The sequence below is a fragment of the Mesorhizobium sp. M0296 genome, from assembly GCF_040321675.1.
Taxonomy (GTDB): domain Bacteria; phylum Pseudomonadota; class Alphaproteobacteria; order Rhizobiales; family Rhizobiaceae; genus Mesorhizobium.
The window spans coordinates 1-25,144 of sequence record NZ_JAMYRZ010000013.1 but is presented as its reverse complement, the minus strand read 5'-3'; the positions used below and the strand labels follow the sequence as shown (position 1 = coordinate 25,144).

Below are 25,144 nucleotides of genomic sequence, written 5' to 3'. Positions count from 1 at the left end.
GGCTCAGGCCATCGCTTTCTGCAAATTCTCGTCGATCTTGTCGAGGAAGCCGGTGGTCGAAAGCCATGGCTGGTCGGGGCCGATCAGCAGCGACAGGTCCTTGGTCATGAAGCCGGACTCGACCGTCTGGATGCAGACCCTTTCCAGCGTCTCGGCAAAGCGCCTCAGTTCGGCATTGTCGTCGAGCTTGGCGCGGTGCGCGAGGCCGCGCGTCCAGGCAAAGATCGAGGCGATCGAATTGGTCGAGGTCTCCTCGCCCTTCTGGTGCTGGCGATAGTGGCGGGTGACGGTGCCGTGCGCGGCTTCCGCCTCGACGGTCTTGCCGTCCGGCGTCATCAGCACCGAGGTCATCAGGCCGAGCGAGCCGAAGCCTTGCGCCACCGTGTCGGACTGCACGTCGCCGTCATAATTCTTGCAGGCCCAGACATAGCCACCCGACCATTTCAGGCTGGAGGCCACCATGTCGTCGATCAGCCGGTGCTCGTACCAGAGCTTCTTAGCTTTGAATTCTGTTTCGAACTCCGCCTCGTAGACCTCCTGGAAGATGTCCTTGAAGCGGCCGTCATAGGCTTTGAGGATGGTGTTCTTGGTCGAGAGGTAGACGGGGTAATTACGCAGCAGGCCGTAGTTCAGGGAGGCGCGGGCGAATTCGCGGATCGATTCGTCGAGATTGTACATGGCCATGGCGACGCCGGCGCCGGGTGCGTCGAAGACGTCGTGCTCGATCACCTGGCCGTCCTCGCCGACGAATTTGATCGTCAGCTTGCCCTTGCCGGGGAAGCGGAAGTCGGTGGCGCGGTACTGGTCGCCGAAGGCGTGGCGGCCGACGATGATCGGCTTGGTCCAGCCGGGCACCAGCCGCGGCACGTTCTTCATGATGATCGGCTCGCGAAAGATGGTGCCGCCGAGGATGTTGCGGATGGTGCCGTTCGGCGACTTCCACATCTTCTTCAGCTTGAATTCCTCGACGCGCTGCTCGTCGGGCGTGATCGTCGCGCATTTCACGCCGACGCCGTATTTCTTGATGGCATTGGCCGAATCGATGGTCACCTGGTCGTTGGTGGCGTCGCGGTGCTCGATGCCGAGGTCGTAATATTCGAGCTTGAGATCGAGATAAGGGTGGATCAGCTTGTCCTTGATGAACTGCCAGATGATGCGGGTCATCTCGTCGCCGTCGAGTTCGACGACCGGGTTCGCCACCTTGATCTTCGCCATGGAAAGAATGCCTCGCTTTTGGGGAACGGAACGGCCTTGCCCGCACGGCTGCCGGCCCTGGGATGCGGCCCGTATATCAAAGGCTTTTTGGCCGCGCAAACGGCGAACCGCGCCGTAGTGTCGGCATTCCTTGCGAAAGCTTCATTTTCGCCGCCATATGTGGCAGGGACTGCGAAATGCCGCAAACAGCAGTTCACTGACAACCATGGCCGCTACCCAGGATCCCGCCACCCCTCTTGCCTCCGGAACTCCAGCGTTCGGACCGGCGATCATCCTGGTCGAGCCGCAGCTCGGCGAGAATATCGGCATGGTTGCGCGCGCCATGGCCAATTTCGGCCTTACCGAGCTGCGGCTCGTCAATCCGCGCGACGGCTGGCCGAGCGAGAAGGCGCGTGCCGCCGCAAGCCGCGCCGACCACGTCATCGATGCAGTCACGGTGTTCGATGACCTCGCCTCGGCGATTGCCGATTTGAACTTCGTCTTCGCCACCACGGCGCGCGCGCGCGACAATTTCAAGCCGGTGCGCGGTCCGGTCGAGGCGGGCAGGGCGCTGCGCGCGCGGCAGCGGGCCGGCCAGCGCACCGGCATCCTGTTCGGCCGCGAGCGCTTCGGCCTCTATAATGACGAGGTCGGCCTTGCCGACGAGATCGTCACTTTCCCCGTCGATCCAGCCTTCTCCTCGCTCAACATCGCCCAGGCTGCCCTGCTGATGTCCTATGAATGGATGAAGTCCGGCCTGGAAGACGAGACCAGGACCAACTTCTCCGGCCCCGAAATGCCGCCGGCTGCCAAGGAAGAATTGCACGGCCTGTTGGCGTATCTGGAAGGTGCACTGGAGGCGCGCGGCTATTTCCGCCCGGCAGCGAAGAAGCCGAAGATGGTCGACAATTTGCGTGCAGTGCTGACCCGCCCCGGCTTTGCTGAGCCGGAGCTCAAGGTGCTGCGCGGCATACTATCATCGCTGGACAGGTTCTCGCCGGCCATGCCGCGCGGCGACGGATCGCCCGGCGACGATCCAAGGCGGCTCCCGGCGGCGGCCCGGCGCGCTGGCAGGGCGACAGACAAAGACTAGCCTCGGAACGACCCATACCTCACCAGTAACCGAATGTTATTTGGTGTGATCCATTGTCTGGAAAACGATGGATCCTTTCGATGTTCAATTCAAATATCGGGCGTCTTCGCTTTTTCTTCTATTCCGCGGCCTTGCTGGTTGCGGAAATCGTGACATTCGTGCTGTGCGTCGTGGGGACCGTCGGCTTCGAGGGTTTGGCCAATTCGAAACCCGGTCCTTCCAGGGAAGGGCTGGCCGCGGCTGTTCTCGTTACCTCGCTGGTGATCGTTCTGTTCCGCGCGAATTTCGCCTGGCGTCGAAGCCGCGACGCGCAAGGGTCGGGTTGGATCCTTTGGTCGTATATCGTGTTCTCGACGCTGTTCGCGATCCTGCAGGCCGGCACTGTTCTTGTCGTAAAATTCGACGGCGAAGATTCGCATTCCGGCCTTAACCTGCTGGGATTGGCTCTTGTCGGGCTGTGGGCCGTCATCTTGGCGGGCAAGCCGGCGGGCGGTGGCTCTGCGGATATGGCGTCATCCCTGAGTTTCGACGATTTCGACCCGCCCGGGCCGCTGCGCGGCGCCGCCGCGCTCCATTCAGCGTCAGCCGCCGGCGCGACGGCCCTGGCTCCAGCCTACGCCACGCGGGCCGCGCCGGTGCCGTCGAACCACCCTGCATCTCAACCTGCATCTCCGGCGAACGGCCGGCCGCGGCCCGGCGGCTTCGGCAAGCGCGGCCTTGTGTGACCGGCTCGCCGCATCAAGGCCATGATGGTTCCACATAGAAGCGGCCGGGATAAAGCATCATTGGCCGAAGCAGAAAGCATGGGCCGGGCCTTCCCTCGTGATCTCGTTTGTGATTCCCAGCCCTTAGTGATTCCCAGCCCTTAGTGACTCAATGACAATGACCGATCCATCGAGCGCCCGTCCGATCCTGATGTTCGATTCCGGCATTGGCGGCCTCACCGTGCTGCGTGAGGCGCGCGTGCTGATGCCTGACCGCCGCTTCATCTATGTCGCCGACGACGCGGCGTTCCCCTTCGGCGGCTGGGAGGAACCGGCGCTGAGAACACATATCCTGGAGTTGTTCGTCAGGCTGCTCGACCGGTTTTCGCCGGCCATTTCGGTCATCGCCTGCAACACCGCCTCGACACTGGTCATCGATGCCTTGCGCGAGCGGTTTCCCGGCCACCCTTTCGTCGGCACCGTGCCGGCCATTAAGCCGGCGGCGGAACGCACGCGCTCGGGCCTGGTTTCGGTGCTGGCGACGCCCGGCACCGTCAAGCGCCAGTACACGCGCGACCTGATCAGCAAATGGGCGCAGAAATGCCACGTCCGCCTGGTCGGCAGCGACAGGCTGGCTGGATTGGCCGAAGCCTATATGCGCGACGGTTTTGTCGACGAGGACGCCGTGCGCGCCGAGATCGCGCCGTGCTTCGTCGAGCATGACGGGCTGCGCACCGACATCGTCGTGCTTGCCTGCACCCATTATCCGTTTTTGGCCAACCGCATGCGCAAGACAGCACCGTGGCCGGTCGACTGGCTCGACCCGGCCGAGGCGATCGCACGCCGCGCGCTGTCGCTGCTTGCCGATACCGAGGCCCGCTATCGCAGAGAGGCACTGCCGGAAGGCGCCGACCTTGCATTCTTCACCTCGAACAGCGCCGATTTTCCGACGCGCCGGCTGATGCAGGGATTTGGCCTGGCGATATCCTGACCGCAGGCAATTTTCGCTTTGGGAACATCACACCGGACAATGCGTTTTCCCCTCATTGGAAACAGGAGAAACCATCATGCCAGCCACCTCAAAAGCCCAGCAGAAAGCGGCCGGCGCGGCATTGTCAGCCAAGCGCGGCGAGACCAAGAAGGGCGCGCTCATAGGCGCGTCGAAGGGAATGTATAAATCCATGAGCGAAAAACAGCTCGAGGAATTCGCCGAGACCAAGCGCAAGGGCCTGCCGGAAAAGAAGTCGAAACACTGATCGACTGGCCATTCTGACGGCGGATGCCGGTCAATAAAAGGCCCGCGGCTGAGCCGCGGGCCATGAAGTCTCAACGGGCGAGGACGAAAATTACCAGTTCCAGCCCCACCCGCAGCGCCGCACTTTGTAGCGGATCACCTTGCGATGACCGTGGCGCCACACCACCTTCTTCTTGACCACGATGCGGCAGACCTGGTGATGCCTGTGCCCATGCCAATGCCGGGCCTGCGCCGGCTCGGGCGCGACCGCCATCGTGCCGGCCATCACCGCGGCTCCTACCAACGTAAGGAAGAACTTCTTCATACGAATTCCAGCTCCTCTGACTTCAGTCCCTTCCTGATGCCGCTGGCGCAACCTCCCGCCACATCCGGCACGTTCTACAACCGTAACACTATCCGGTTCGGCGATTCGCGCCAGCCGGAAGCTTGACAGCGGTTAAATCTCCGTTTAACCAGCCCACCAACACCGGGCCGCAATGCCCGGTGGTTTTCTTTATGTGTGCGAGACGTTTGGGAAGCCGGTTTTACTTTCCCTATGTCTTGTTTGAAATGACGTGTCCCGTGGGTTTTCCGTCGCGTTGCGTGGAAAACCCTGTCAGGTCTCGAAAACGGAGGCCAGAGGAGGGCGCGTTTCCTTCACCCGGACCATGAGGTTCCGGGTGCATTGTTTTGAAAGGGAATGCGATGAGCAAGCGCGAATCCGCGAAGTACAAGATCGACCGCCGTCTTGGCGAAAACATCTGGGGCCGCCCGAAGTCCCCGGTCAACAAGCGTGAATACGGCCCCGGCCAGCATGGCCAGCGCCGCAAGGGCAAGCTTTCCGATTTCGGCCTACAGCTGCGCGCCAAGCAGAAGCTGAAGGGCCACTATGGCGACGTTTCGGAAAAGCAGTTCCGCAAGGTCTATGAAGAGGCGGACCGCCGCAAGGGCGACACCTCGGAGAACCTGATCGGCCTGCTCGAATCGCGCCTCGACGCAGTCGTCTATCGCGCCAAGTTCGTGCCGACCATCTTTGCGGCGCGCCAGTTCGTCAATCATGGCCACGTCAACGTCAACGGCAAGCGCGTCAACATCGGCTCGTACCGCTGCAAGCCGGGCGATGTCATCGAAGTGCGCGAGAAGTCGAAGCAGCTGGTCATCGTGCTGGAATCGGTGGGCCTGGCCGAGCGCGACGTGCCCGATTACATCGAGGCCGATCACAACAAGATGACCGCGGCTTTCACGCGCATCCCCGGCCTGGCGGACGTTCCGTTTGCCGTGCAGATGGAACCGAACCTGGTCGTCGAATTCTATTCGCGCTGATCGGCGCGTTCGTCGCGATACAATCGAAGGCCGCCCGTCGAGGCGGCCTTTTCTTTTTTCGTTTCCTTTTCCGCGGCGTGATTCCGAAATCGATTTCGGTTTTCGGTCCGATGCGCTACTGCGGGCGGCAACAGGATCTTGGGGCCGACGCGCCATGAATATGCTGCCAGACGCCGAAACACTCGAACCGGTCGCCGACACCGAAGGCGGCTTTCATCCGCTGTTTGCCGATGTGCCGTCCTCCGTCGAGTTCAACAAGCTGCGCAAGCGGCTGTTGCGGCTTGCCCGCCAGGCGATCGACGATTTCGCCATGGTGAGACCCGGCGACCGTTGGCTGGTCGCACTGTCGGGCGGCAAGGATTCCTACGGCCTGCTTGCCGTTCTGCTCGATCTCAAATGGCGCGGGCTGCTGCCGGTCGAGCTGTTGGCCTGCAATCTCGACCAGGGCCAGCCGAACTTTCCCAAGCACATATTGCCCGACTATCTCGACAGCTATGCCATTCCGCATCGCATCGAATATCAGGACACCTATTCGGTGGTCACCGACAAGCTGGCCGAGGGCAGCACCTATTGCTCGCTGTGCTCGCGGCTGCGGCGCGGCCATCTCTATCGCATTGCCCGCGAGGAGGGGTGCTCGGCGCTGGTCCTCGGTCATCACCGCGAGGACATACTGGAAACCTTCTTCATGAACCTGTTCCATGGCGGACGCCTCGCCGCCATGCCGCCGAAGCTGCTCAATGACGAAGGCGATGTCATGGTGCTGCGGCCGCTCGCCTATTGTGCGGAAGCGGATCTCGAGAAATTCGCCGGCGCCATGAAATTCCCGATCATTCCGTGCGATCTGTGCGGTAGCCAGGAAGGCCTGCAGCGCAACGCCATGAAGGCGATGCTCGACGACATCGAGAAGCGCATGCCCGGACGCAAGGACACGATGATCCGCGCCATGACCAATGTGCGGCGTTCGCATCTGCTCGACAGGAAGCTGTTCGATTTCGCCGCCCTCAACGAAACCCTCACCACCAGGCGTCCCGATGACATTTGACGATAGCGCGATCGACTGGCTTGCAGACCTTCTGTCGGAAGCCGCCGTCGCCGAGATCATGCCGCGCTTTCGCCGGTTGAGCGAGGGCGACGTCCGTCGCAAGACCTCGGCCGCCGATCTCGTCACCGAGGCCGACGTCAATGCCGAACGGCTCATCACCGCCAGGCTGCGCCAGCGTTATCCCCACGCAATGATCGTCGGCGAGGAGGCCTGCTCCGACGACCCGACGCTGCTCGACGGTCTCGGCGATGCCGAACTCGCCTTCGTCATCGACCCGGTCGACGGCACCTTCAACTTCGCCTCCGGCGTGCCGCTGTTCGGCGTCATGCTTGGCGTCGTGGTCAAGGGCGAGACGGTCGTCGGCATCATTCACGATCCCGTCGGCAAGGATTGGCTGATCGGCGTTAGTGGCGCCGGCAGCCATATCCGCCATGCCCATGGCAATCTGGAAAAGGTCCATGTCGCCAAACCGGCGCCGATGTCGGAAATGACCGGTGCGGTCTCATGGCACTACGTGCCCGAGCCGGACCGCTCACGTTTGGCGCGCAACCAGACCAAGTCGCTATCGCAGTTCAATTATCGCTGCGCCGCCCACGAATACCGCCTGCTGGCCAGCGGCCACGGCCATTTCGTCGTCTACAACAAGCTGATGCCCTGGGATCACCTGCCTGGCGTGCTGATCCATGCGGAGGCGGGCGGCCATGCCGCGCGCTTCGACGGCAGCGCCTATCTGCCGTCGCATGTCGGAGGTGGCCTGCTGGTCGCGCCGGACCGGGAGAGCTGGCGGGAGCTGCGCCGCGAGCTCTGGGCGGAATAACTCTTCGCTGCCAAAGTTGTCCAATCCTGTGCGAAACCGGAGACCTCGAATGAAACCTCGGTCCGCAATTGTTGCAACGGCCTTTGCCCTTGCCTTGGTTGCCGGTGTCAATGAAGCAAGCGCTGGGGAACGCGCATGTCGCAGTCCCGACTCCGTCGACACCATAGACGAGATGTTCTCCGCGATCTTCGCCTGTTGGAAGCCGCCGCCCGGAACCGCGGGCATGACCCTGACGCTGCAGTTCTCAATTCGCCGAAACGGCACGCTTATCGGCAAACCGCGCGCCACTTATTCCCATCTAGGGGACGATGGTCCACTCAATCGGGCCTTCGTGGCTTCCGTCCTCGAGGCGCTCGACAAGGCTCTCCCACTGCCCGTTTCGGACAGCATGGGTGGAGCAATCGCAGGACGTACGCTGTTCCCACGCTTCACCGCGGTCAGTGAGGGTGCATCCTAGGCGCGCCCGGCAATGTGCATTAGACCGGCGGGTTATGCGGCTGGAACAGTCTGCCGCGCTCGGCCAGCAGGATCATCAGCAGCGCCGCCACCGACACGCTGCAGAACCCGGCGGCCAGCGGCGTCACCGTGCCGTTGAAGGCTTGGCCGATCAGCGTGCCGAGAATGCCGCCAAGAAATGTCTGCATGAACCCAAGGATCGACGATGCAGTGCCGGCCAGGTGCCCCAGCGGCTCCATGGCAAGCGCGTTGAAGTTCGCGCCAAGCGCGCCGAACGGGACCATGGCGCAGGCAAAGAAGGTAATGAAGAGCCAGAGCGGCATCTTTATTTCGATGGAAACGACCAGCCAGGCAAGGCTGATGGCCAGAAACAGCAGCAGCGCGCTTTGCGACAGACGGCGCATGCCGATGCGGCCGACGAGGCGCGAGTTGAGGTAGTTCGAAAAAGCAAGTACGCCGGCAACCCCCGCGAAGATGACGGGGAACATCTCGCCGACATTGAACACGCTGACATAGATCTGCTGGGCCGAGGCGATGAAGCCGAACATGGCGCCGAAGATGAAGGTGCTGGCGAAGGCATAGCAGAGCGCGATGCGGTTGGTGAGAACGATGCGGAAGCCGCCGATGATGGAGGACAGCGTCAGCGGCCGGCGATATTCGGGGTGTAGTGTCTCGGGTAGGCGCAGCAGCGACCAGGCGGACACGATCAGCGCGCCGGCTGCCATGGTGACGAAGATCACATGCCAGGTCGCAAACAGCATGATGAACTGGCCGATACCGGGCGCCACCACCGGAATGGCCATGAACACCATGAAGATCAAGGACATGACTTCGGCCATGCGCCGTCCGTCGAACGTATCGCGCACGATCGAGACGGCAATGACGCGCGTCGCCGCCGCGCCGATGCCTTGCACCGCCCGGCATAGCAGAAGCGTGGTGAATGACGGGGCGATTGCCGCAGCGCCGGCCGCCACGACGTAGATCACCAGCCCTGCGACAAGCGGCGCGCGGCGCCCGAAACGGTCCGAGATCGGCCCGAAGAACAGCTGTCCGCCGCCAAAGCCAAGGATGTAGGCGGTGACCACATATTGCCGGTGGTTTTCATTTTCGACGCCAAGCGAAGCGCCGATCTGCTGCAGCGCCGGCAAAATAATGTCGATGGCCAGCGAATTGAGCGCCATCAGCGCCGCGCACAGCGCAATGAATTCCCAGCGCGGAATGGGCAAGGTGCTTGCCTTTTGCTGCGCTTGTGCTTGCTGATCCACGGCCAGTCCGATCCTCAAACGAAAATGCGCCGGCTGGCCGACGCATCCATTCGTTGATTGCCCGATAGCGGGCAGAAATTTTTGCCAAGGTGGGGGCTGCCCCGGCGTTTAGCGCATGACCCCCGAAAATCGCAGGCGGAAGGTCATACGCAGAAACAGAAGTCAGGCGGCGCCTTTGACGCTGACGCCCTTTTCGACGAGGAAGGTCTGCAATTCGCCCGCCTGGAACATCTCGCGGATGATGTCGCAGCCGCCGACGAACTCGCCCTTGACGTAGAGCTGCGGGATGGTCGGCCAGTTGGAATAGTCCTTGATGCCTTGCCGCAGTTCAGCCGACGTCAGCACGTCGACGCCCTTATAGTCGGCGCCGATATAGTCGAGGATCTGCACGACCTGGCCGGAAAATCCGCATTGCGGGAAGCCGGGCGTGCCCTTCATGAAGAGAACGACGTCGTTGCCCTTCACTTCATTGTCGATGTAGTCGTTGATGCCGCTCATGGAATACCCTTTCATGCCTGTGGGAGTCAGGCTCGAACATTACCCTTCAAATAAACCCATGGGTTGCGCGAAACAAGGTGTTTGCCGCCTTGCCATGCAAATGGCGCAAAGGAACGTCTGATCTTGTGCCAAGCCGTTGGCCACCATCTTTCCCGAGGCGCGATGAAAAGACGATATCTCGCCGGGTTCCTCCTCGCCGTTCTGTTCGCCGCACTGTCCTTGATCTGGTGGGCCAGGTCGCCGAGACAGCCATCTCTGGTCGTCGGCGGTGAATTACCGGCGCCGTGCCGCGACGCGAGCTTCGAGGCGGTCGCCTATGTCGTCTGCGAAATCGATCTGCGCCACTATGACATCGGTGTGTTCCACGCAGGCCTCGACGGCAAGGCTTTCGGTTCACTGGACAAATTCGACAAGGCGATGGCGGATCAGGGCCGGCCGGTGCTGCTCGCCATGAATGCCGGCATGTATCACCAAGACCTGACTCCGGTCGGCCTTCTCGTCGAAGACGGCCGGGAGAAGGCGACGATCAACGTCGCCGACAGCGAAGGGAATTTCTTCCTGAAACCGAACGGCGTCTTCCTGGTCCGGAAGGACGGCAAGGCGGCGGTCATGGAGACAAGCGCCTATGCTGCGACCAGACTGGACGTGATGTTTGCCACGCAATCCGGCCCGATGCTGGTGATCGACGGCCGGATTCATCCCCGCTTCGAGCAGAACGGCACGTCGCGCTATATCCGCAATGGCGTCGGCGTGCGTGACGAAAACACTGTCGTGCTGGCGATCTCGCGCTCTGAAGTCAGCCTCGGCAGCTTCGCGCGACTGTTTCGAGACGCGCTCGATTGCCCCAACGCGCTTTTCTTCGACGGGGCCGTTTCGGCGCTGTCGAACGGCGAGCGGATGATTGTTGGTGGAAAGTATCCGGCGGGGCCGATCATTGCCGTGACCGGTAAGAAGCTTGCGAGCCGGTAACTGCAAGAGAGCTCAGTCCGGCACGCTGGTCTGCAGGGCAAGCGCGTGCAGTACGCCGCCCATGTTGCCCTTCAGCGCGTCATAGACCATCTGGTGCTGCTGGACGCGGCTTTTGCCGCGAAAGCTTTCGGCCACAACCTCAGCCGCATAATGGTCGCCGTCGCCGGCCAGGTCGCGAATCGTCACCTTGGCGTCGGGAATGCCTTCCTTGATCAGCCGTTCGATGTCGTGGGCGTCCATTGCCATTGTGAGGATTCCTTGTTCAGGTCGTGATCTCATAGATATGGTCGAAATGGCGGATGAACCACAGCGAAACGGCCCCTCTCGATCACATCACGGGTCCACGACCTCATTTGCCATGAAGCGAGGGAACCAGGATTCGTGGGCGGCGGTCAATTCGCTGACCGGTATCGCACGCGCCTCGCCGAGCTTCAATTCGCTGCCGCCGGTCGAGCCGATCCACGGCGCAAAAACGCCGAGCTTGTTTTGCTGTTCGCGAATGGCGTCCCATTGCTCGCTCTGCGGGTCGATCGACAGCGTCAGCAGATAACGGCCCTGGTCCTCGCCGAACCAGACCGGGATTGGATCTGTGCCGATCAGGCCGGGGATGGTCGCGCCGATGCCGGAGGCCATCGCCATCTCGGCCAGCGCCACCGCGATGCCGCCATCGGAAACGTCATGCGCCGCGGTAACGACACCGGAGGCGATCAGTGCCCGCACATGGTCGCCGACCCGCTTCTCGTGGTCGAGATCGACCGGCGGCGGCGGGCCGTCGGCGCGGCCATGAATGTCGCGCATATAGACCGACTGGCCAAGATGCGTGCCCCATATCATCGGCGCGCCGACCAGCACGATCATCTGGCCTTCGGCGGCAAAGCCGATCCGCACCATTTTCGACCAGTCGGCAATCAGCCCGACGCCGCCAATGGTCGGTGTCGGCAGGATGCCTTGGCCGTTGGTCTCATTGTAGAGCGAGACGTTGCCGGAGACGATCGGGAAGCCAAGCGCCAGGCAGGCATCGCCGATGCCTTTCACGGCACCAACCAGCTGGCCCATGATCTCGGGCCGTTCCGGATTGCCGAAATTGAGGTTGTCGGTGGCCGCGAGCGGCAGGGCACCGGTGGCGGTAAGATTGCGCCAGCATTCGGCGACCGCCTGCTTGCCTCCCTCGTAGGGATCGGCCTCGCAATAGCGCGGCGTCACGTCGGAGGAGAAGGCGAGCGCCTTGGTCGGGTGGCCGTCGACGCGCACGACACCGGCGTCGCCGCCGGGAAGCTGCAACGAATTGCCCTGGATCAGCGTGTCGTACTGCTCCCACACCCAGCGGCGCGAGGACAGGTCCGGTCCGCCCAGCAGCTTGAGCAGTGCCTCGGCCACGTCGGCTTGCGGTGCATCGCCGGCCAGCGGCGCCGGCTTCTTCGGCTCGACCCAGGGACGGTCATATTCCGGCGCCTGGTCGCCAAGATCCTTGATCGGCAGATTGGCAACCTCGTCGCCCTGATGCAGCACGCGAAAGCGCAGATCGTCGGTGGTCTTGCCGACGATGGCAAAGTCGAGGCCCCATTTGTGGAAGATCGCCTCGGCCTGTTTTTCCTTTTCGGGGCGCAGCACCATCAGCATGCGCTCCTGGCTCTCCGACAGCATCATCTCATAGGCGCTCATGCGCTCCTCGCGCACCGGCACCTTGTCGAGGTCGAGCTCGATGCCGAGGTCGCCCTTGGCGCCCATTTCGACCGCCGAGCAGGTAAGGCCGGCCGCACCCATGTCCTGGATGGCGATGACGGCGCCCGACGCCATCAGTTCGAGGCAGGCTTCCAGCAGGCATTTCTCGGTGAAGGGATCGCCGACCTGGACGGTAGGGCGCTTCTCCTCGATCTTGTCGTCGAATTCGGCAGAAGCCATGGTGGCGCCGCCGACGCCGTCGCGGCCGGTCTTGGCGCCGAGATAGACGACCGGCAGGCCGACGCCCTTGGCCTCGGACAGGAAGATCGCATCAGTCTTGGCAAGCCCCGCCGCAAAGGCATTGACCAGGATGTTGCCATTGTAGCGGGCGTCGAAATTGACCTCGCCGCCGACCGTCGGCACGCCGAAGGAATTGCCATAGCCGCCGACGCCGGAAACGACGCCGGCAACGAGGTGCCTGGTTTTGGGATGGTCCGGCGCGCCGAAGCGCAGTGCGTTCATCGCCGCGATCGGCCGCGCGCCCATGGTGAAGACATCGCGCAGGATGCCGCCGACGCCGGTCGCAGCTCCCTGATAGGGCTCGATATAGGAGGGGTGGTTATGGCTCTCCATCTTGAAGACGACGCAGTCGCCGTCGCCGATGTCGACCACGCCGGCATTCTCGCCTGGGCCCTGGATGACTTGCGGCCCGGTGGTCGGCAGCGTGCGCAGCCACTTCTTCGAGGATTTGTAGGAACAATGCTCGTTCCACATCGCCGAAAAAATACCAAGTTCGGTAAAGCTCGGTTCGCGCCCGACCAGGTCGAGGATGCGCTGGTACTCGTCGGGCTTCAGCCCGTGCGCGGCAATGAGTTCAGGAGTGATCGGCACGGAATTGGAAATGGTCATGATCGGCAATTGTGTCCTTGGGATCGAGTCCCGTCTTATCGCAAGCGTTGCAGCCGATACACCCCGTTGGATGACTAAAACGATGGAAAGCAACAGCTGACCGCAAGTAGCGAAAGATCGCCACTCGACCCGCCGGTTTCAAGCCGGTTCAGGAAAAGCTGTCGTAGCCGGCGCGGCCTTCGTCCAGAAGCCGCCGGATTACCGCGACGCCGTGCGCGATATCGTCCCGCTGTCGCGGCTGCGAGATGCCAAACCGCACGCCGTGAAAGGCCTGTTCGGAACGCCCTGCCTTGAACTCGTCCTCGTCGTCGATGAGCACGCCATGTTCGAGGCAGGCCTGCTTGAAAGTGCCGGAAAGCCATGGGTCCGGCAAAGTGAGCCAGACGAACGGCACATTATCCAGCGTCTTGAACTCGAAGCCGTCGAGTGTCTCGCGCACGATCGCGATGCGTGCACCGATCTCGGCAATGCTGCGTTTGCGCATCTCAGCGGCCTGACCGGACAGCACCAGCCGGCTGCCCACCTCCGCCAGCAGAAAGGGCAGGCCGCCCGTCATCATCTTGTGGGCAACCCGGATGCGGTGACGATAGGCCGGCGGGCAAGCGAGCCAGCCGCCGCGAACACCCGCCGCGACCGATTTCGACAGGCCGCCGGCAACGATGGTCCGTTCGGGAGCATATTCGGCCAATAAAGGCGTTGGGTCGTCGGTCAGTCCGCCATAGAGATCGTCCTCGATCAGGACGACGTTATATTGACGGGCGATACGCGCGATTGCCTCGCGGCGCGCGGCCGACAGCGTTGTCAGCGTCGGGTTCTTGGCCGTCGGCATCAAAAACATCATCTTCGGATGCTTTTGTGCGCAGACGCGCTCGAAATCCTCGGGATCGATGCCCTCGTCATCAGCCGCCACCAGTGCGGTCCGGCGACCGATCAGGCCGGCGCTGCGCGAGATCTGCGAATAGGTGAGGTGTTCGAAAACGACATAGTCGCCGGGGGCGGTGAGCCCCGCAATGGTTGCCATTACCGCCGCGTGGGTGCCGAGCGTGGGGACAATGGCATCTGCGGCCGGGCGAAAGGAATTGCGTGACAGCCAGCGCCTGCCGGCTTCGAACCAGCGGTCCGGGAAATCACGCGTGTAGCTTGAAATCTCATGCGGATGGTCTCGCGCCGTGCGTGTCAACACGTCTGCGACGATGGCACCCTGGCCGACATCCGGTGCGGCCGTGCTATCGAAGCGCAGCTTGTCGCCGGGCGCATCCATATAGCGCGTGCCTTGTTCGACCGGCCCCAGGAAATCCGGCTTTGCGCTCTCCGACTGTTGAGCGATAACATAGGTTCCGCGGCCGACCTCGCCGCTCACCAATCCCCGCTCGCGCAGCAATTGATAGGCCCGGCCGACCGTGCCGACGGTCGTGCCGATGTCGTATGCCAGATCGCGCTGCGGCGGCAGCTTTGCCCCTCCACCGATCAGGCCGCGGTCGATGTCCGTCTCGATGGAATCAGCAAGCCGCTGATAGAGCGGGCCGGTGCGGGCGGTCAGGTCTGGAAGCCAAGTTGTCATGGTGACAATTTTTTACATTGCACCGAAATGAGAGTCAATGCATATGGAGCGGGCCGTACGAAAAGGCACAATTGCAATCTTGGCAGAAAGAAAATGGGTACAATAGAGACAATCCGCTACGCGGCAGTTGAATTGACCGGAAGCCGCTCGTCGGGCCGGAGATCCTATGTTCGCGGGCTCGTGCAAGTGGTCACGTCATTCGTCCGATGGATCGACAGCCTGCTGGATCGCCGCCGCAGTCGGCTGGTCCTGCTCGAGATGACCGACGCCCAGCTCAAGGATATCGGCATTTCACGCTGCGATGCCCATCGTGAAGGTCTGAGGCCGTTCTGGGACTGAGGAGTTCGACGGGGCGCTATCGCACTTTAGCGGATGTCCGCCGCCCTGATCCGCGTGACACCATGGTCCACAAGCACCGCCACAATGCACAGCATCAGAAAGAGCCCGGTGATGGCCAGAGCCGAGACGGCGACGCTGGTCGCGCCGTTCTTAGCGAGATCGAGGAACGGGTAGGGCACTTCACCGGCAATCGGCGCCCGCAGCAGCGCGTAGGCCAGATAGGCGATCGGATAGATCATCCACCAGGAGATGTCGCGCCACCGCGTCGAGCCGTCGGCGCCTGCCACAAGCCACCACAGCACGAACAACACCGGCGTCACATAATGCAGGAGCACATCGCAGAGCAGGAACAGCCCTTGCGGCTGCCAAAGCTGCGCCAGGACCGTTGCATAAACGATGAGGACCAGCGTTATGGCGACGGCTACGCCCGCCCGCATCCGTGGCGCGGTAAAGGCCGGAAACCAGGCATAACCCGTCGACGACAGCAACGAGGCATGGACGAGCACCGCGCCGATGTTGGTCAGGATGGTGAAGAAGCTGAAATAGAAGACCAGCGAGCCGCCAAAGCCGCGGCCGGCTTCCATTGATGCCGGGACGGTGATGCAGATCTGCAGGACGAGCCCGGCCAGGCCGACGACCAGACAGGTGATCTGCAGCACGCGACCCATTGGGCTAGGCAGCAGCGCCGCAGGCCGGATTGCCCGCCTGCCAGCGGGCAATGTCCGAGCCGATGCGCGCGCCGAGCGGTTCCGCCATCAATGGGCCGAACACGTCGACGCGGCTCGAATTGCCTTGCGCCTGCACGACCAGCAGCGGCTTTCCGCCATAATGCTTGGCCGGCACCAGCAGGAAGCGGGGCGTGCCGCTAAACGAATTCAGTTCGTTGGCCATCTGGTAAGATTTGAAGGCAGGGTCCTTGCTGGCGATCCAGCATTTGTGGGCAGCGATTGCCACCTGTTCCATTGCAAGCAGTGACGCGCTCTTGCCCGCCGGCGCCGGCGTGCTCTTCGGGCCTGACTGGCATGAGGCGAGTACAAGCCCGGCGGCAGTAGCGACGGCGAGGCGCGTGGTCGTCGGTCTCATGTTCAAGCGGCGCCCATCTCGAGTTCGGACAGAAAGATCTTCAGACCGTCTGTCATCTCACCCCAGACGCGCGACAGCGCCGGATGCTGCAAGGCGATTTGCTCGTAGGCATCGAATTTCGGATAGGCGTCAAGCAAATCGGGGCGGCCGATCGTTGTCCTGAAATTGTTGAAGACGAACCGGGTCGGCGTCAACCACGCATCGGCAAAGGAGATGTCGTCGCCGAGCGCGAACGGGCCATGCGCCATGCGGGCCTCGATTGCCGCAAGCCCGTGATGCAATCGGGCGAACTGTGCCTTGATCTCCGCCTCATTGCGCTGCGGCACGAAATAGAGTTCGAACAGCTTCATGGTCGGGGCGAGCACGTCGAGGTCGGTGATGCGGGCGAACATGCGCACCAACGCCCGGTCTTTCGTATCCTTGGGCAGCAGCGCCGGCTCGGGGAAACGCTCCTCCAGATATTCGGCAATGACTACCGATTCGACGATCGTTTCGCCGGAACCGGTGATCAGCACCGGAATCCTGTTGAGCGGCGAGATGGCACGAAATGCCTCGGGGATGGGAAACCCCGGCGGCGGTGCAATGAGCTTGGGCGGCACGTTCTTGATGTAGGCCAACGCCCGCACGATCGACGAATAGGGCGACAACGGCCGCGAATAGAGTTTCATGACCGTGGCTCCAGGAGGAAAATTGAAGGCATCAAGCGGCGACGCCCAGCGCGCTTTCGAACAGCGCCCGGCCGTCGCTGCCGCCATGCGCCGCTTCGATCAGGTTCTCGGGATGCGGCATCAGACCGAGCACATTGCCGCGGCCGTTGACGATGCCGGCAATGTCGTTGATCGAGCCATTGGGATTGGTGCCTTCGGCATAGCGGAATACCACCTGGCCTTCCCCTTCGAGGCGGGCCAGCGTTTCGGCATCGGCAAAATAATTGCCGTCATGGTGCGCCACCGGCGCGCGGATGACCTGGCCCGGCTGATAGCGGCGGGTGAACATCGTGTTGGCATTGGCGATCTGCAGCTTCACCTGGCGGCAGACGAATTTCAGCGAAGTGTTCCGCATCAACGCGCCCGGCAGCAGGCCTGCCTCGACCAGGATCTGGAAGCCGTTGCAGACACCGATGACCATGACGCCCTTGGCCGCCTTTTCGGCCACCGCCCGCATCACCGGCATGCGCGCGGCAATGGCGCCGCAGCGCAGGTAGTCGCCGAAGGAAAAGCCGCCCGGAATGGCGATCAGGTCGACATCGGGGATTTCGGTGTCGGTCTGCCAGACGGTGACCGGCGGCGTGCCTGAAATCTTGGTCAGCGCCGCGATCATGTCGCGGTCGCGATTGAGGCCGGGGAGCAGAACGACGGCTGATTTCACCTCAGGCGATCTCCACCGCGTAATTCTCAATCACCGTATTCGCCAGAAGCTTGTCGCACATGGCATTCAGATCCGCTTCGGCCTTGGCCTTGTCGCTCTCGGCAAGTTCGATATCAAAAACCTTGCCTTGCCGCACCTGGCCGATGCCGCCGAAGCCCATTCCGGACAGCGCATGCTCGATTGCCTTGCCTTGTGGGTCTAGCACGCCGTTCTTGAGGGTTACGGTAATGCGGGCCTTGATCACGCTGGACATGTTCCTGTTCATCTGTTGAGGGGCAAGCCGTCAGTGCGGCTTGCCTTTGACGCCGTCGGTCGATGCGACGAGCACCGGCCCGGCCGGACGCGGTGGCTCGTTCTCGTTCATGATGCCGAGACGGCGGGCAACTTCCTGATAAGCCTCGACCAGCCCGCCCATATCGCGGCGGAAGCGGTCCTTGTCGAGCTTGTCCTGCGTCGCCACGTCCCACAGCCGGCAGGAATCCGGCGAGATCTCATCGGCAACGACGATGCGCATCATATCGCCTTCGAACAGGCGGCCGCATTCAATTTTGAAATCGACCAACTGGATGCCGACGCCCATGAACAGGCCGGAAAGGAAGTCGTTGACGCGAATGGCCAGCGCCATGACATCGTCGATCTCCTGTGGGCTCGCCCAGCCGAAGGCGGTGATGTGCTCTTCCGAGACCATCGGATCGTCGAGCGCATCGGCCTTGTAATAGAATTCGATGATCGAGCGCGGCAGCACGGTGCCTTCCTCGATGCCCAGGCGCTTGGCCAGCGAGCCGGCGGCGACGTTGCGCACCACCACTTCGAGCGGGATGATCTCGACTTCCTTGATCAACTGCTCGCGCATGTTGAGCCGGCGGATGAAGTGGGTCGGAATGCCCATCCGGTTGAGATGATTGAAGATGTGCTCGGAAATGCGGTTGTTGAGCACGCCTTTGCCATCGACGATTTCATGCTTCTTCTTGTTGAAAGCGGTAGCGTCGTCCTTGAAGAACTGGATCAGCGTGCCAGGCTCCGGTCCCTCATAAAGGATCTTGGCCTTGCCTTCATAAATGCGGCGGCGATTTTTCATCTGATTTTTCTCTGGATTTGCGGGCAGGCGGCAAGCGACCAGTTCCTGTCCGTCTGCCTAAAATAAGATGGCGACGGTGGGGTTCAATGCCGGTGTCTATCCCAATCGCACTGTTTGCTCAATCGGCAAATCCTTTCAATCAACCGCTTTCGGGCACCGAAATGCCGCAGCGCAGCAAGCAATGTAGCATATTGACCGGCCGGCGCCCTTTTGGTTTGTGCTCCGGCAACACATATTGGCACAACGAATCGGATTTCACGGAGGGATGCCATGAGCAGCATGAAAGACCGCGAAGAGGGCTTTGAGCGCAAATTCGCATTCGACGAGGAACTTCGGTTCAAGGCTGCGGCACGCCGCAACAGAGCGCTCGGCCTGTGGGCTGCCGAAAAGCTCGGCAAGTCCGGCGCCGATGCCGACGCTTATGCCAGGGAAGTGGTCGTCAGCGACATCGAGGAAGCCGGCGATCACGACGTTTTCCGCAAGATACGCAAGGATTTCGATGCGGCCGGCATCGACCAGTCGGACCATCAGATCCGCCGCACCATGGATGAATTGATGGCGCAGGCGATCGAGCAGATCAAGAACACCTGATCCCCATCGATACTCTTCGAATGCTGGACCAATCGACCGCCCGGCCTCACCGGGCGGTTTTTCTTTGCCTTTGCGGTCATTTCCGGCTGAATTGCTGCAAGCAAAGAGGAAATCGCCAATGTCCCTGAAGTCACGCCTTGCGGCCGACGAGACGCTGTTCACCGCATGGTCCGGCGTGCCGGATGCCTTGACGGTCGAGATACTGGCCAGGCAAGGATTCGACGCGGTTACGCTCGATATGCAGCATGGTGGCCATCACGAGGACAGCGTGCTGCGCGGGCTTGTGCCGGTGCTGGCCGCCAACAAGCCGGCTTTGGTACGCATCCCGGTCGGCCGCTTCGACATGGCCAGCCGTGCGCTTGACTTCGGCGCCGAGGCGGTGATCGCCCCGATGGTGAATTCGGTGGCGGACGCAAAGCTGTTTGCTGCCGCAATGAAATACCCGCCACTCGGCGAGCGCTCCTGGGGCCCGACCTATGCTTTTCCGCGCCATGGCAAGGGCGACTATGCCGACTGGCTGCGCGACAGCAACCAGCGCACCATGGCGTTCGCCATGGTCGAAACGCGGGCCGCGCTTGATTCACTCGACGGCATCCTCGACACGCCGGGCATCGACGGGATATTCCTTGGCCCGTCGGATTTCTCGATCGCCTGGTCGAAGGGCACCACCGTCAGTTCGACGCTGGAGAGCATGATGGGGACCGTCGCCTCGATCGCCGACCGCACCCGCAAAGCCGGCAAGCATGCGGCGATCTATGTGATGGAACCGGCCATCGCCGGTCGCGTGGTGTCGATGGGTTACCGGCTGCTGGCGATGGGTTCCGAGCATTCGCTGATTTCGCTTGGGGCAAAGACCCTGCTGAACAGCGTCAGGGATTCGATCGCTTCCTAGAGATCCGTGAGGAATTTCGCGAACGTCATCGAGCCTTCAGGCCAGGGGCCGAAGCCGGAATTCGTGTTGAGATGACCGGCATCCCCGGCGTCGATGAACAGCGAGCCCCACGCCGCGGCAATGTCCTCGGCGACGCCGAAGGCACAGAACGGGTCGTTGCGGCTGGCGATCACCACCGACGGAAACGGCAGCGGGTCGCGCGGATAGGGGCCGAAGGTCATCAGGTGCCTCGGCTTTATCTCTGGATTGGCGACATCGGGCGGCGCCACGAAGAAAGCGCCGGCGACCGGCCTCTCGAACCGAGGCAATGCTTGAATGACCGCCGCGACGCCAAGCGAATGGGCGACGATGACGACCGGCCGCTCGGCCTCGTTAACCGCCTTGGCGACACCGGCCGTCCAATCCTCGCGCACCGGCTTCGACCATTCCGCCTGTTCGACGCGGCGCGCTGTCGATAGTTTCGACTGCCAGCGGCTCTGCCAATGATCAGGGCCGGAATTGGTGTAGCCCGGCACGATGAGAATATCTGCTTCCCTGACTTTCATGGCGCGCATGTAGCGAGAGGCGCTGTCGGGTGCAACCGGGTATGAACTAAACAGCGACACGCAAACGGCCGCTCATGAGCCCGGTTCTGCTCGCTATTGTGAACACCCTGTTCGCTTCTTGCGCTCTTGTGTGAACGATCGCGATCAACGATCTGTCGCCAGGAAAGAAGAATGGCTGTTCCGAGATTTTGGCACGGACATGGCGTAGAATGATTGATGGCGCCGGATTGCTGTGTTGGAAGCTTGTCGAGCGCCGCCTGAACGGAGCACTTTGATGAGCGAACTGCCTTTTGCCGCGACGACCCCGGTCAGCGTTGCCCGCGTCGGCTTGCGGGCGCGCGATGCAGACAATCTCGCTGCCTACTATCGCAAAGTCGTCGGTTTGCAGGAACTGAGCCGCGCCGGCGGCACGATTACGCTCGGCGCAGTCCATCGCCCTTTGCTCGACATCGAAGCGGATCCGGCCGCGAAACCCGATGACCCGCGCAGCGCCGGTCTTTTCCACACCGCCTTCCTGCTACCCAGCCGGGCCGATCTCGGCCGCTGGATCAATCACGCCATCGCCGGCAAGATCGGCATCGAGGGCGCATCCGATCATCTGGTCAGCGAGGCTCTTTACCTAATCGATCCGGAAGGCAACGGCATCGAGATCTATGCCGACCGCCGTCCGCAGGACTGGAAATGGAACGGTGACAAGATAGCGATGGCGACGGAGCGGCTGAACATTCCGTCGGTTGTTGCCGAGGTGCCGGCCGGCGACACCGGCTGGCAGGGCGCGCCGGAAAACAGCATTATCGGCCACGTCCATTTGCGGGTCGGCAGGCCGGAAGAAGCCGAAGCATGGTGGCATCAGGAGTTCGGTTTCGACACAGTGGCAAAGTACGGTGGCGCGGCGGTGTTCCTGTCGTCCGGCGGCTATCATCACCACATTGGCGCAAATGCGTGGCAGAGCGCGGGCGCCGGTCGCCGCGATCCCGCCCGCTCCGGCTTGGCCTGGGTCGAGATGCGCTCGGACAATGCCGCAAGCGAGACCACCCGCGAGGATCCGTGGGGCACGGTGATAAGGACGGTTCCCGGTAAGGCGTAGGTTAGAGGTTCGCTTTTTCGAGCAAGCGGCCAAGCATGAGCAGGCCCGCCGGCCACAGGCCGAGGCGGGCCTCGTTTCCCATATGGCCGAGATCGCCCGCATCGGCGAGTTCGGCACCCCAGGCTGCGGCGAAGGCGGTCGCCTTGTCGAAGGTGACGCGTGGGTCGCTGCGGCTCGCCACCACCAATGTCGGGAAGGGCAGGCGCTTCAGCGGCATCGGCGCGAACGGGCGCACCGCGTCGAATGAGGGATCGGCATCCTCGACATTGGTCGCGGCAACCAGGAATGCCGCCGCGACCTTGTCGAGTTGGCTTTGACTGGCGCCGGCAGCCCACTTCACCGCCGTCGCCACCGCCAGCGAATGCGCAAGCAGCACGACGCGGCGCGGTGCGGCGGCCACCGCGGCATCCACCTGGCCGATCCAGTCTTCAGGCTTTGGCCGGTCCCACTCGGCCTGCAGCACGCGGCTCGAATTGGGGAACACCCGGCACCAATGCGACATCCAATGATCCGGCCCGGAATTGCCGCGCCCGGGCAGGGCAAGGAAATCGAAATCTCCGGCCGACGAAATCATCAGGCTTCTCCAAACACTCGGCTAAAGATCGTATCGACGTGCTTGGTATGATAGCCCAAGTCGAATTTCTCGCGGATCTCGGCCTCGGGCAAGGCTGCGACAACGTCCTTGTCGGCCAGAAGTTCCTCAAGAAAATCAGCGCCTTGCTCCCACACCTTCATGGCGTTGCGCTGCACCAGCCGGTAGGCGTCCTCGCGCGAAACGCCGGCTTGCGTCAGCGCCAGCAGCACGCGCTGCGAATGCACGAGGCCGCGGAATTTGTTCATGTTCTTCAGCATGTTGTCGGGGTAGACTAGCAGTTTGTCGACGACGCTGGTCAGGCGTGAGAGCGCGAAATCGAGCGTCACCGTCGCGTCGGGCCCGATCATGCGCTCGACCGAGGAATGCGAGATGTCGCGCTCGTGCCAGAGCGCCACATTCTCCATTGCCGGCAATGCGAAGGAGCGCACCATGCGGGCAAGGCCGGTCAGGTTCTCGGTCAGCACCGGGTTGCGCTTGTGCGGCATCGCCGACGAGCCCTTCTGTCCGGGTGAAAAGTACTCTTCTGCTTCAAGTACCTCGGTGCGCTGCAGATGGCGCACCTCGATCGCCAGCCGCTCGATCGACGAGGCGATCACGCCGAGCGTGGCGAAGAACATCGCGTGGCGGTCGCGCGGGATCACCTGCGTCGACACCGGCTCCGGCTTCAGTCCGAGTTTCTTGGCCACGTATTCTTCGACATAAGGGTCGATATTGGCGAAGGTGCCGACCGCACCAGAGATGGCGCACGTGGCGATGTCCTCGCGTGCATGCACCAGCCTCTCGCGGCAACGCGAGAATTCGGCATAGGCCTGCGCCAGCTTGACGCCGAAGGTGGTCGGCTCGGCATGGATGCCGTGGCTGCGGCCGATGGTGATGGTGTCCTTGTGCTCGAAGGCGCGGCGCTTGAGCGCCGCAAGCAGCCCGTCAATGTCGGCCAGCAGGATGTCGCTGGCGCGGGTGAGCTGCACGGCAAAACAGGTGTCGAGGACGTCGGAGGATGTCATGCCCTGGTGGATGAAGCGGGCGTCCGGCCCGACGAATTCGGCAAGATGGGTGAGAAAGGCGATGACGTCATGCTTGGTGACGCGCTCGATCTCGTCGATGGCTTCGACGTCGAACTTCGCCGCCCCGCCTTTCTCCCAGATGGTCTTGGCGGCCTCCTTCGGGATGACGCCGATCTCGGCCAATGCGTCGCAGGCGTAGGCCTCGATCTCGAACCAGATGCGGAACCGGGTTTCGGGCGACCAGATGGCCACCATTTCCGGCCGGGAGTAGCGAGGGATCATCAGTCGGTCCTGACTTGCGAGAGCATTTGCCCGCGTCCTAACAGAGGCAGGCAAAATGCTCAACGTTGCTGGCGCGCAAACCAGACGCTGGCGACAGCTAGCGCAATGAAACCGAGCGGAAAATACAGCCGGATGCCGAGGACGACGAACTGGTAGAGCGCCGTCAACATCGTGAACACGAACTGGAAAACCCAGGTGATGGTGAGCGCGGGTGCATGCCATTGGACATAGTAGGAGCGGTATTGCAGCCCAAAGAGGCCGCCGGTGAAGGTAATTGTCGCGGCGAGAAGGCAGACGAAGGCGGCGGCGAGGGCGATTTCCCAGTGGCGTCCGAGCGAGACGAGCCGCGCCAGAAACAGCCCAACCGGGAAGGCCAGCGCGCCGCCGGCAGCATAAAGCAGCGAGACGAAGCGGACCTTCGCCGGGGTCTCCCAATCGTACAACAGCAGATTGAGCAGCGCGCTGGCGCCCATCGCCATGGCCCACAACAAGGCACCGGCAAATGCGGTGCGCAGCGGCGGCAAGGAGCGGCGGAGACGGCCCAGAGCGCGATAGCGCATGGCGGGGAACTTCACAGGCGACCGGTTACCGCGATCCAGCGATAGTCCGGCCCTTCGAAGCCGTATTGGCGCACCGCGATCAGCACGGCATAGGCGCTGAGGCTATCCAGCGAAAATGTCTGAACCGCGCCGATCTGGTAGCCATTCGGACAGCCTCTGCTTTGCGGGATCGATTTGTCCTCGTGAATGATCCTCGTCTGGCCGCCATCCTTCGCCTCGATGCGCAGCAGGCGAAAGCCATTGATCTCGCCCTGGCTCTGGCAGCGTTCGGTGTCGTTCATGCCGATCTGGTCGAGCCGGAACTCGAGCGGATCGTCGACCGGCGAGAAGATCGGGCGCGGATTGACCACCATGCGGAAGGGATCGGCAGAAAGCTCGGTCACCGGGTTGAAGCCGGCGGTGATGCCGCGATTTGCCGTGAGTTCCGCCTGACTGACGATCGCTTCGCCCCTTTGCCGGGCCTGCAGCCGCGCTGCGGCCACCGTGGCATTCTCGTCGTCGAGCCGGACACGTATCGGCGAGCCCTTGAGGAAACTGTCGTCGGCCGTGTCGATATAATAGCGGATCGCATAGGGAAATCCGGATCCGTCCTGGACGCCGTATTCCTCGAAGGCAAAGACCCCGCCATCACGGCTGAAGCCGAGGATCTCAAGCTCGGCGACATCGCCTGCGTGGGCGGCGGCCAAAGTTGCGAGCGGGGCAAGCAGGCAGACGGCAAACAGGGCAAGATTTCGCATGGGACTTTCCATTCCGGCGGTCGACGCCGTTAAATTCCTATCACGATGCCGTCAAAAGATCGTGCTGACTGAAACACAAAGTCGATGCATCCAATCCGGCCGTCGTTTGTTATTGTCGGCAGCTTCACCGCATCGGGGGGGGGGGCAACAAAAAAAGAAGTTTTTGGGGGGCCGAGATGTGTGTGTTTAAAAATTAAATTTTTGTTTTTGGGTGGTGTAAGAGTAGATATAAAAAAAAAAAACGACCAGGCCCGCG

31 protein-coding genes are annotated in these 25,144 nt (G+C 62.3%); 13 read left to right on the top strand and 18 right to left on the bottom strand.

The features are described from left to right. Window positions 1-3 precede the first annotated feature (3 nt). Complete coding sequence (locus tag NKI97_RS14770; RefSeq protein ID WP_352449387.1) at window positions 4-1,215, bottom strand: NADP-dependent isocitrate dehydrogenase; 1,212 nt, start codon at window positions 1,213-1,215, stop codon at window positions 4-6. Window positions 1,216-1,420: 205 nt separating this feature from the next. On the opposite strand from NKI97_RS14770, the gene NKI97_RS14765 reads away from it, so the two are divergent. From NKI97_RS14765 to NKI97_RS14750, 4 genes are all read left to right on the top strand, one after another. After that, the gene (locus tag NKI97_RS14765; protein WP_352834877.1) at window positions 1,421-2,287 is read left to right on the top strand and encodes an RNA methyltransferase; all 867 of its coding nucleotides are present in this window, start codon (window positions 1,421-1,423) and stop codon (window positions 2,285-2,287) included. An 80-nt stretch (window positions 2,288-2,367) separates the two neighbouring features. Continuing rightward, window positions 2,368-3,012: a DUF805 domain-containing protein gene (locus NKI97_RS14760; protein WP_352750200.1), complete on the top strand. Its 645-nt coding sequence runs from the start codon at window positions 2,368-2,370 to the stop codon at window positions 3,010-3,012. Between the two features lie 157 nt (window positions 3,013-3,169). Next, window positions 3,170-3,982 (top strand): glutamate racemase, encoded by an 813-nt coding sequence (gene murI, locus NKI97_RS14755; RefSeq protein WP_352834875.1) that lies wholly within the window; start codon window positions 3,170-3,172, stop codon window positions 3,980-3,982. A gap of 76 nt (window positions 3,983-4,058) precedes the next feature. Beyond that, the gene (locus NKI97_RS14750) at window positions 4,059-4,247 is read left to right on the top strand and encodes a DUF3008 family protein (RefSeq protein ID WP_352834871.1); all 189 of its coding nucleotides are present in this window, start codon (window positions 4,059-4,061) and stop codon (window positions 4,245-4,247) included. Window positions 4,248-4,337: 90 nt separating this feature from the next. On the opposite strand, the gene NKI97_RS14745 is transcribed toward NKI97_RS14750, so the two are convergent. Continuing rightward, window positions 4,338-4,550: a hypothetical protein gene (locus tag NKI97_RS14745; RefSeq protein WP_023674706.1), complete on the bottom strand. Its 213-nt coding sequence runs from the start codon at window positions 4,548-4,550 to the stop codon at window positions 4,338-4,340. A gap of 380 nt (window positions 4,551-4,930) precedes the next feature. Here NKI97_RS14745 and rpsD point away from each other — a divergent pair, with 380 nt between their 5' ends. The 4 genes from rpsD (at window position 4,931) to NKI97_RS14725 (ending at window position 7,864) form a co-directional block, all read left to right on the top strand. Beyond that, window positions 4,931-5,548 (top strand): 30S ribosomal protein S4, encoded by a 618-nt coding sequence (gene rpsD, locus NKI97_RS14740; RefSeq protein WP_023717376.1) that lies wholly within the window; start codon window positions 4,931-4,933, stop codon window positions 5,546-5,548. A gap of 154 nt (window positions 5,549-5,702) precedes the next feature. After that, window positions 5,703-6,590 (top strand): tRNA 2-thiocytidine(32) synthetase TtcA, encoded by an 888-nt coding sequence (gene ttcA / locus NKI97_RS14735; RefSeq protein ID WP_352819658.1) that lies wholly within the window; start codon window positions 5,703-5,705, stop codon window positions 6,588-6,590. Further along, window positions 6,580-7,407, top strand: a complete 828-nt coding sequence (locus tag NKI97_RS14730) for an inositol monophosphatase family protein (RefSeq protein ID WP_352834868.1) — start codon at window positions 6,580-6,582, stop codon at window positions 7,405-7,407. Before ttcA ends, NKI97_RS14730 begins: the two co-directional genes overlap by 11 nt. A 49-nt stretch (window positions 7,408-7,456) precedes the next feature. After that, a complete protein-coding gene (locus tag NKI97_RS14725) occupies window positions 7,457-7,864 on the top strand; it encodes a UCP034077 family protein (protein ID WP_352501584.1) in 408 nt (135 codons plus the stop codon). Between the two features lie 19 nt (window positions 7,865-7,883). Here NKI97_RS14725 and NKI97_RS14720 read toward each other — a convergent pair whose 3' ends face one another. Both NKI97_RS14720 and grxD read right to left on the bottom strand, forming a co-directional pair. Then, window positions 7,884-9,083 carry a multidrug effflux MFS transporter gene (locus NKI97_RS14720; protein ID WP_502907104.1) on the bottom strand — a complete coding sequence of 400 codons (1,200 nt, stop codon included), beginning with the start codon at window positions 9,081-9,083 and terminating at the stop codon, window positions 7,884-7,886. A 207-nt stretch (window positions 9,084-9,290) separates the two neighbouring features. Further along, on the bottom strand, window positions 9,291-9,626 hold the full coding sequence (grxD, locus tag NKI97_RS14715) for a Grx4 family monothiol glutaredoxin (protein WP_023674712.1): 336 nt from the start codon (window positions 9,624-9,626) through the stop codon (window positions 9,291-9,293). A 162-nt stretch (window positions 9,627-9,788) separates the two neighbouring features. Between grxD and NKI97_RS14710 the strand changes: the two genes are divergently transcribed. After that, a complete protein-coding gene (locus NKI97_RS14710) occupies window positions 9,789-10,595 on the top strand; it encodes a phosphodiester glycosidase family protein (RefSeq protein ID WP_352449395.1) in 807 nt (268 codons plus the stop codon). 12 nt (window positions 10,596-10,607) lie between these two features. Here the strand turns inward: NKI97_RS14710 and NKI97_RS14705 are convergent, their stop codons facing one another. The 3 genes from NKI97_RS14705 to NKI97_RS14695 form a co-directional block, all read right to left on the bottom strand. Then, window positions 10,608-10,841: a BolA/IbaG family iron-sulfur metabolism protein gene (locus tag NKI97_RS14705; protein ID WP_023674714.1), complete on the bottom strand. Its 234-nt coding sequence runs from the start codon at window positions 10,839-10,841 to the stop codon at window positions 10,608-10,610. An 87-nt stretch (window positions 10,842-10,928) separates the two neighbouring features. Then, a complete protein-coding gene (purL, locus tag NKI97_RS14700) occupies window positions 10,929-13,166 on the bottom strand; it encodes a phosphoribosylformylglycinamidine synthase subunit PurL (protein ID WP_352834862.1) in 2,238 nt (745 codons plus the stop codon). Between the two features lie 148 nt (window positions 13,167-13,314). Next, window positions 13,315-14,727, bottom strand: coding sequence for an aminotransferase-like domain-containing protein (locus NKI97_RS14695; protein WP_352834860.1), 1,413 nt, complete (start codon window positions 14,725-14,727; stop codon window positions 13,315-13,317). 93 nt (window positions 14,728-14,820) lie between these two features. On the opposite strand from NKI97_RS14695, the gene NKI97_RS14690 reads away from it, so the two are divergent. Then, on the top strand, window positions 14,821-15,066 hold the full coding sequence (locus NKI97_RS14690) for a DUF1127 domain-containing protein (protein ID WP_352449398.1): 246 nt from the start codon (window positions 14,821-14,823) through the stop codon (window positions 15,064-15,066). A 26-nt stretch (window positions 15,067-15,092) separates the two neighbouring features. Here the strand turns inward: NKI97_RS14690 and NKI97_RS14685 are convergent, their stop codons facing one another. Genes NKI97_RS14685 through purC form a run of 6 tightly spaced genes read right to left on the bottom strand, consistent with a single transcriptional unit; the run spans window position 15,093 to window position 18,595 of the window. After that, window positions 15,093-15,734, bottom strand: coding sequence for a Pr6Pr family membrane protein (locus tag NKI97_RS14685; protein ID WP_352834857.1), 642 nt, complete (start codon window positions 15,732-15,734; stop codon window positions 15,093-15,095). A 4-nt stretch (window positions 15,735-15,738) separates the two neighbouring features. Beyond that, window positions 15,739-16,149, bottom strand: coding sequence for a hypothetical protein (locus NKI97_RS14680; RefSeq protein WP_352684198.1), 411 nt, complete (start codon window positions 16,147-16,149; stop codon window positions 15,739-15,741). Between the two features lie 2 nt (window positions 16,150-16,151). Further along, the gene (locus tag NKI97_RS14675) at window positions 16,152-16,817 is read right to left on the bottom strand and encodes a glutathione S-transferase family protein (RefSeq protein WP_352834855.1); all 666 of its coding nucleotides are present in this window, start codon (window positions 16,815-16,817) and stop codon (window positions 16,152-16,154) included. A gap of 31 nt (window positions 16,818-16,848) precedes the next feature. Continuing rightward, entirely contained in the window at window positions 16,849-17,517 is a 669-nt protein-coding gene (purQ, locus tag NKI97_RS14670; RefSeq protein WP_352834853.1) for a phosphoribosylformylglycinamidine synthase subunit PurQ, read from the bottom strand. Window position 17,518: 1 nt separating this feature from the next. After that, window positions 17,519-17,761: a phosphoribosylformylglycinamidine synthase subunit PurS gene (purS, locus tag NKI97_RS14665; protein ID WP_352835125.1), complete on the bottom strand. Its 243-nt coding sequence runs from the start codon at window positions 17,759-17,761 to the stop codon at window positions 17,519-17,521. Between the two features lie 39 nt (window positions 17,762-17,800). Further along, window positions 17,801-18,595 carry a phosphoribosylaminoimidazolesuccinocarboxamide synthase gene (purC, locus tag NKI97_RS14660; RefSeq protein WP_023674725.1) on the bottom strand — a complete coding sequence of 265 codons (795 nt, stop codon included), beginning with the start codon at window positions 18,593-18,595 and terminating at the stop codon, window positions 17,801-17,803. Window positions 18,596-18,865: 270 nt separating this feature from the next. Between purC and NKI97_RS14655 the strand changes: the two genes are divergently transcribed. Both NKI97_RS14655 and NKI97_RS14650 read left to right on the top strand, forming a co-directional pair. Next, entirely contained in the window at window positions 18,866-19,186 is a 321-nt protein-coding gene (locus NKI97_RS14655) for a DUF1476 domain-containing protein (RefSeq protein ID WP_023674726.1), read from the top strand. 118 nt (window positions 19,187-19,304) lie between these two features. Next, a complete protein-coding gene (locus NKI97_RS14650) occupies window positions 19,305-20,078 on the top strand; it encodes an HpcH/HpaI aldolase family protein (protein ID WP_352449404.1) in 774 nt (257 codons plus the stop codon). Here NKI97_RS14650 and NKI97_RS14645 read toward each other — a convergent pair. Continuing rightward, window positions 20,075-20,623 carry an RBBP9/YdeN family alpha/beta hydrolase gene (locus NKI97_RS14645; protein ID WP_352818118.1) on the bottom strand — a complete coding sequence of 183 codons (549 nt, stop codon included), beginning with the start codon at window positions 20,621-20,623 and terminating at the stop codon, window positions 20,075-20,077. The genes NKI97_RS14650 and NKI97_RS14645 overlap by 4 nt on opposite strands. A gap of 274 nt (window positions 20,624-20,897) precedes the next feature. On the opposite strand from NKI97_RS14645, the gene NKI97_RS14640 reads away from it, so the two are divergent. Continuing rightward, window positions 20,898-21,710, top strand: a complete 813-nt coding sequence (locus NKI97_RS14640; protein ID WP_352834850.1) for a VOC family protein — start codon at window positions 20,898-20,900, stop codon at window positions 21,708-21,710. A 1-nt stretch (window position 21,711) separates the two neighbouring features. On the opposite strand, the gene NKI97_RS14635 is transcribed toward NKI97_RS14640, so the two are convergent. Genes NKI97_RS14635 through NKI97_RS14620 form a run of 4 tightly spaced genes read right to left on the bottom strand, consistent with a single transcriptional unit; the run spans window position 21,712 to window position 24,888 of the window. Then, window positions 21,712-22,284, bottom strand: a complete 573-nt coding sequence (locus tag NKI97_RS14635; protein WP_352474659.1) for an alpha/beta hydrolase — start codon at window positions 22,282-22,284, stop codon at window positions 21,712-21,714. Then, the gene (gene purB, locus NKI97_RS14630; RefSeq protein ID WP_352702469.1) at window positions 22,284-23,591 is read right to left on the bottom strand and encodes an adenylosuccinate lyase; all 1,308 of its coding nucleotides are present in this window, start codon (window positions 23,589-23,591) and stop codon (window positions 22,284-22,286) included. The genes NKI97_RS14635 and purB overlap by 1 nt, the downstream gene beginning before the upstream one ends. A 59-nt stretch (window positions 23,592-23,650) precedes the next feature. Beyond that, entirely contained in the window at window positions 23,651-24,151 is a 501-nt protein-coding gene (locus tag NKI97_RS14625; protein ID WP_352745663.1) for a hypothetical protein, read from the bottom strand. 11 nt (window positions 24,152-24,162) lie between these two features. Continuing rightward, window positions 24,163-24,888, bottom strand: a complete 726-nt coding sequence (locus NKI97_RS14620; protein ID WP_352474665.1) for a DUF2259 domain-containing protein — start codon at window positions 24,886-24,888, stop codon at window positions 24,163-24,165. Between the last annotated feature and the right edge of the window lie 256 nt (window positions 24,889-25,144).

What these genes read in the sequence shown, in the direction of transcription:
- NKI97_RS14770 (WP_352449387.1), bottom strand. Translation starts at nt 1,215, where the DNA reads ATGGCGAAGATCAAGGTGGCGAACCCGGTCGTCGAACTCGACGGCGAC.
- ttcA (WP_352819658.1), top strand. Translation starts at nt 5,703, where the DNA reads ATGAATATGCTGCCAGACGCCGAAACACTCGAACCGGTCGCCGACACC.
- NKI97_RS14620 (WP_352474665.1), bottom strand. Translation starts at nt 24,888, where the DNA reads ATGCGAAATCTTGCCCTGTTTGCCGTCTGCCTGCTTGCCCCGCTCGCA.
- NKI97_RS14640 (WP_352834850.1), top strand. Translation starts at nt 20,898, where the DNA reads ATGAGCGAACTGCCTTTTGCCGCGACGACCCCGGTCAGCGTTGCCCGC.
- NKI97_RS14680 (WP_352684198.1), bottom strand. Translation starts at nt 16,149, where the DNA reads ATGAGACCGACGACCACGCGCCTCGCCGTCGCTACTGCCGCCGGGCTT.
- NKI97_RS14760 (WP_352750200.1), top strand. Translation starts at nt 2,368, where the DNA reads ATGTTCAATTCAAATATCGGGCGTCTTCGCTTTTTCTTCTATTCCGCG.
- rpsD (WP_023717376.1), top strand. Translation starts at nt 4,931, where the DNA reads ATGAGCAAGCGCGAATCCGCGAAGTACAAGATCGACCGCCGTCTTGGC.
- NKI97_RS14705 (WP_023674714.1), bottom strand. Translation starts at nt 10,841, where the DNA reads ATGGCAATGGACGCCCACGACATCGAACGGCTGATCAAGGAAGGCATT.
- NKI97_RS14690 (WP_352449398.1), top strand. Translation starts at nt 14,821, where the DNA reads ATGGGTACAATAGAGACAATCCGCTACGCGGCAGTTGAATTGACCGGA.
- NKI97_RS14650 (WP_352449404.1), top strand. Translation starts at nt 19,305, where the DNA reads ATGTCCCTGAAGTCACGCCTTGCGGCCGACGAGACGCTGTTCACCGCA.
- NKI97_RS14625 (WP_352745663.1), bottom strand. Translation starts at nt 24,151, where the DNA reads ATGCGCTATCGCGCTCTGGGCCGTCTCCGCCGCTCCTTGCCGCCGCTG.
- NKI97_RS14710 (WP_352449395.1), top strand. Translation starts at nt 9,789, where the DNA reads ATGAAAAGACGATATCTCGCCGGGTTCCTCCTCGCCGTTCTGTTCGCC.
- NKI97_RS14765 (WP_352834877.1), top strand. Translation starts at nt 1,421, where the DNA reads ATGGCCGCTACCCAGGATCCCGCCACCCCTCTTGCCTCCGGAACTCCA.
- NKI97_RS14750 (WP_352834871.1), top strand. Translation starts at nt 4,059, where the DNA reads ATGCCAGCCACCTCAAAAGCCCAGCAGAAAGCGGCCGGCGCGGCATTG.
- purC (WP_023674725.1), bottom strand. Translation starts at nt 18,595, where the DNA reads ATGAAAAATCGCCGCCGCATTTATGAAGGCAAGGCCAAGATCCTTTAT.
- NKI97_RS14725 (WP_352501584.1), top strand. Translation starts at nt 7,457, where the DNA reads ATGAAACCTCGGTCCGCAATTGTTGCAACGGCCTTTGCCCTTGCCTTG.
- NKI97_RS14675 (WP_352834855.1), bottom strand. Translation starts at nt 16,817, where the DNA reads ATGAAACTCTATTCGCGGCCGTTGTCGCCCTATTCGTCGATCGTGCGG.
- purB (WP_352702469.1), bottom strand. Translation starts at nt 23,591, where the DNA reads ATGATCCCTCGCTACTCCCGGCCGGAAATGGTGGCCATCTGGTCGCCC.
- NKI97_RS14655 (WP_023674726.1), top strand. Translation starts at nt 18,866, where the DNA reads ATGAGCAGCATGAAAGACCGCGAAGAGGGCTTTGAGCGCAAATTCGCA.
- grxD (WP_023674712.1), bottom strand. Translation starts at nt 9,626, where the DNA reads ATGAGCGGCATCAACGACTACATCGACAATGAAGTGAAGGGCAACGAC.
- NKI97_RS14685 (WP_352834857.1), bottom strand. Translation starts at nt 15,734, where the DNA reads ATGGGTCGCGTGCTGCAGATCACCTGTCTGGTCGTCGGCCTGGCCGGG.
- NKI97_RS14645 (WP_352818118.1), bottom strand. Translation starts at nt 20,623, where the DNA reads ATGAAAGTCAGGGAAGCAGATATTCTCATCGTGCCGGGCTACACCAAT.
- NKI97_RS14730 (WP_352834868.1), top strand. Translation starts at nt 6,580, where the DNA reads ATGACATTTGACGATAGCGCGATCGACTGGCTTGCAGACCTTCTGTCG.
- murI (WP_352834875.1), top strand. Translation starts at nt 3,170, where the DNA reads ATGACCGATCCATCGAGCGCCCGTCCGATCCTGATGTTCGATTCCGGC.
- NKI97_RS14635 (WP_352474659.1), bottom strand. Translation starts at nt 22,284, where the DNA reads ATGATTTCGTCGGCCGGAGATTTCGATTTCCTTGCCCTGCCCGGGCGC.
- purL (WP_352834862.1), bottom strand. Translation starts at nt 13,166, where the DNA reads ATGACCATTTCCAATTCCGTGCCGATCACTCCTGAACTCATTGCCGCG.
- NKI97_RS14695 (WP_352834860.1), bottom strand. Translation starts at nt 14,727, where the DNA reads ATGACAACTTGGCTTCCAGACCTGACCGCCCGCACCGGCCCGCTCTAT.
- NKI97_RS14745 (WP_023674706.1), bottom strand. Translation starts at nt 4,550, where the DNA reads ATGAAGAAGTTCTTCCTTACGTTGGTAGGAGCCGCGGTGATGGCCGGC.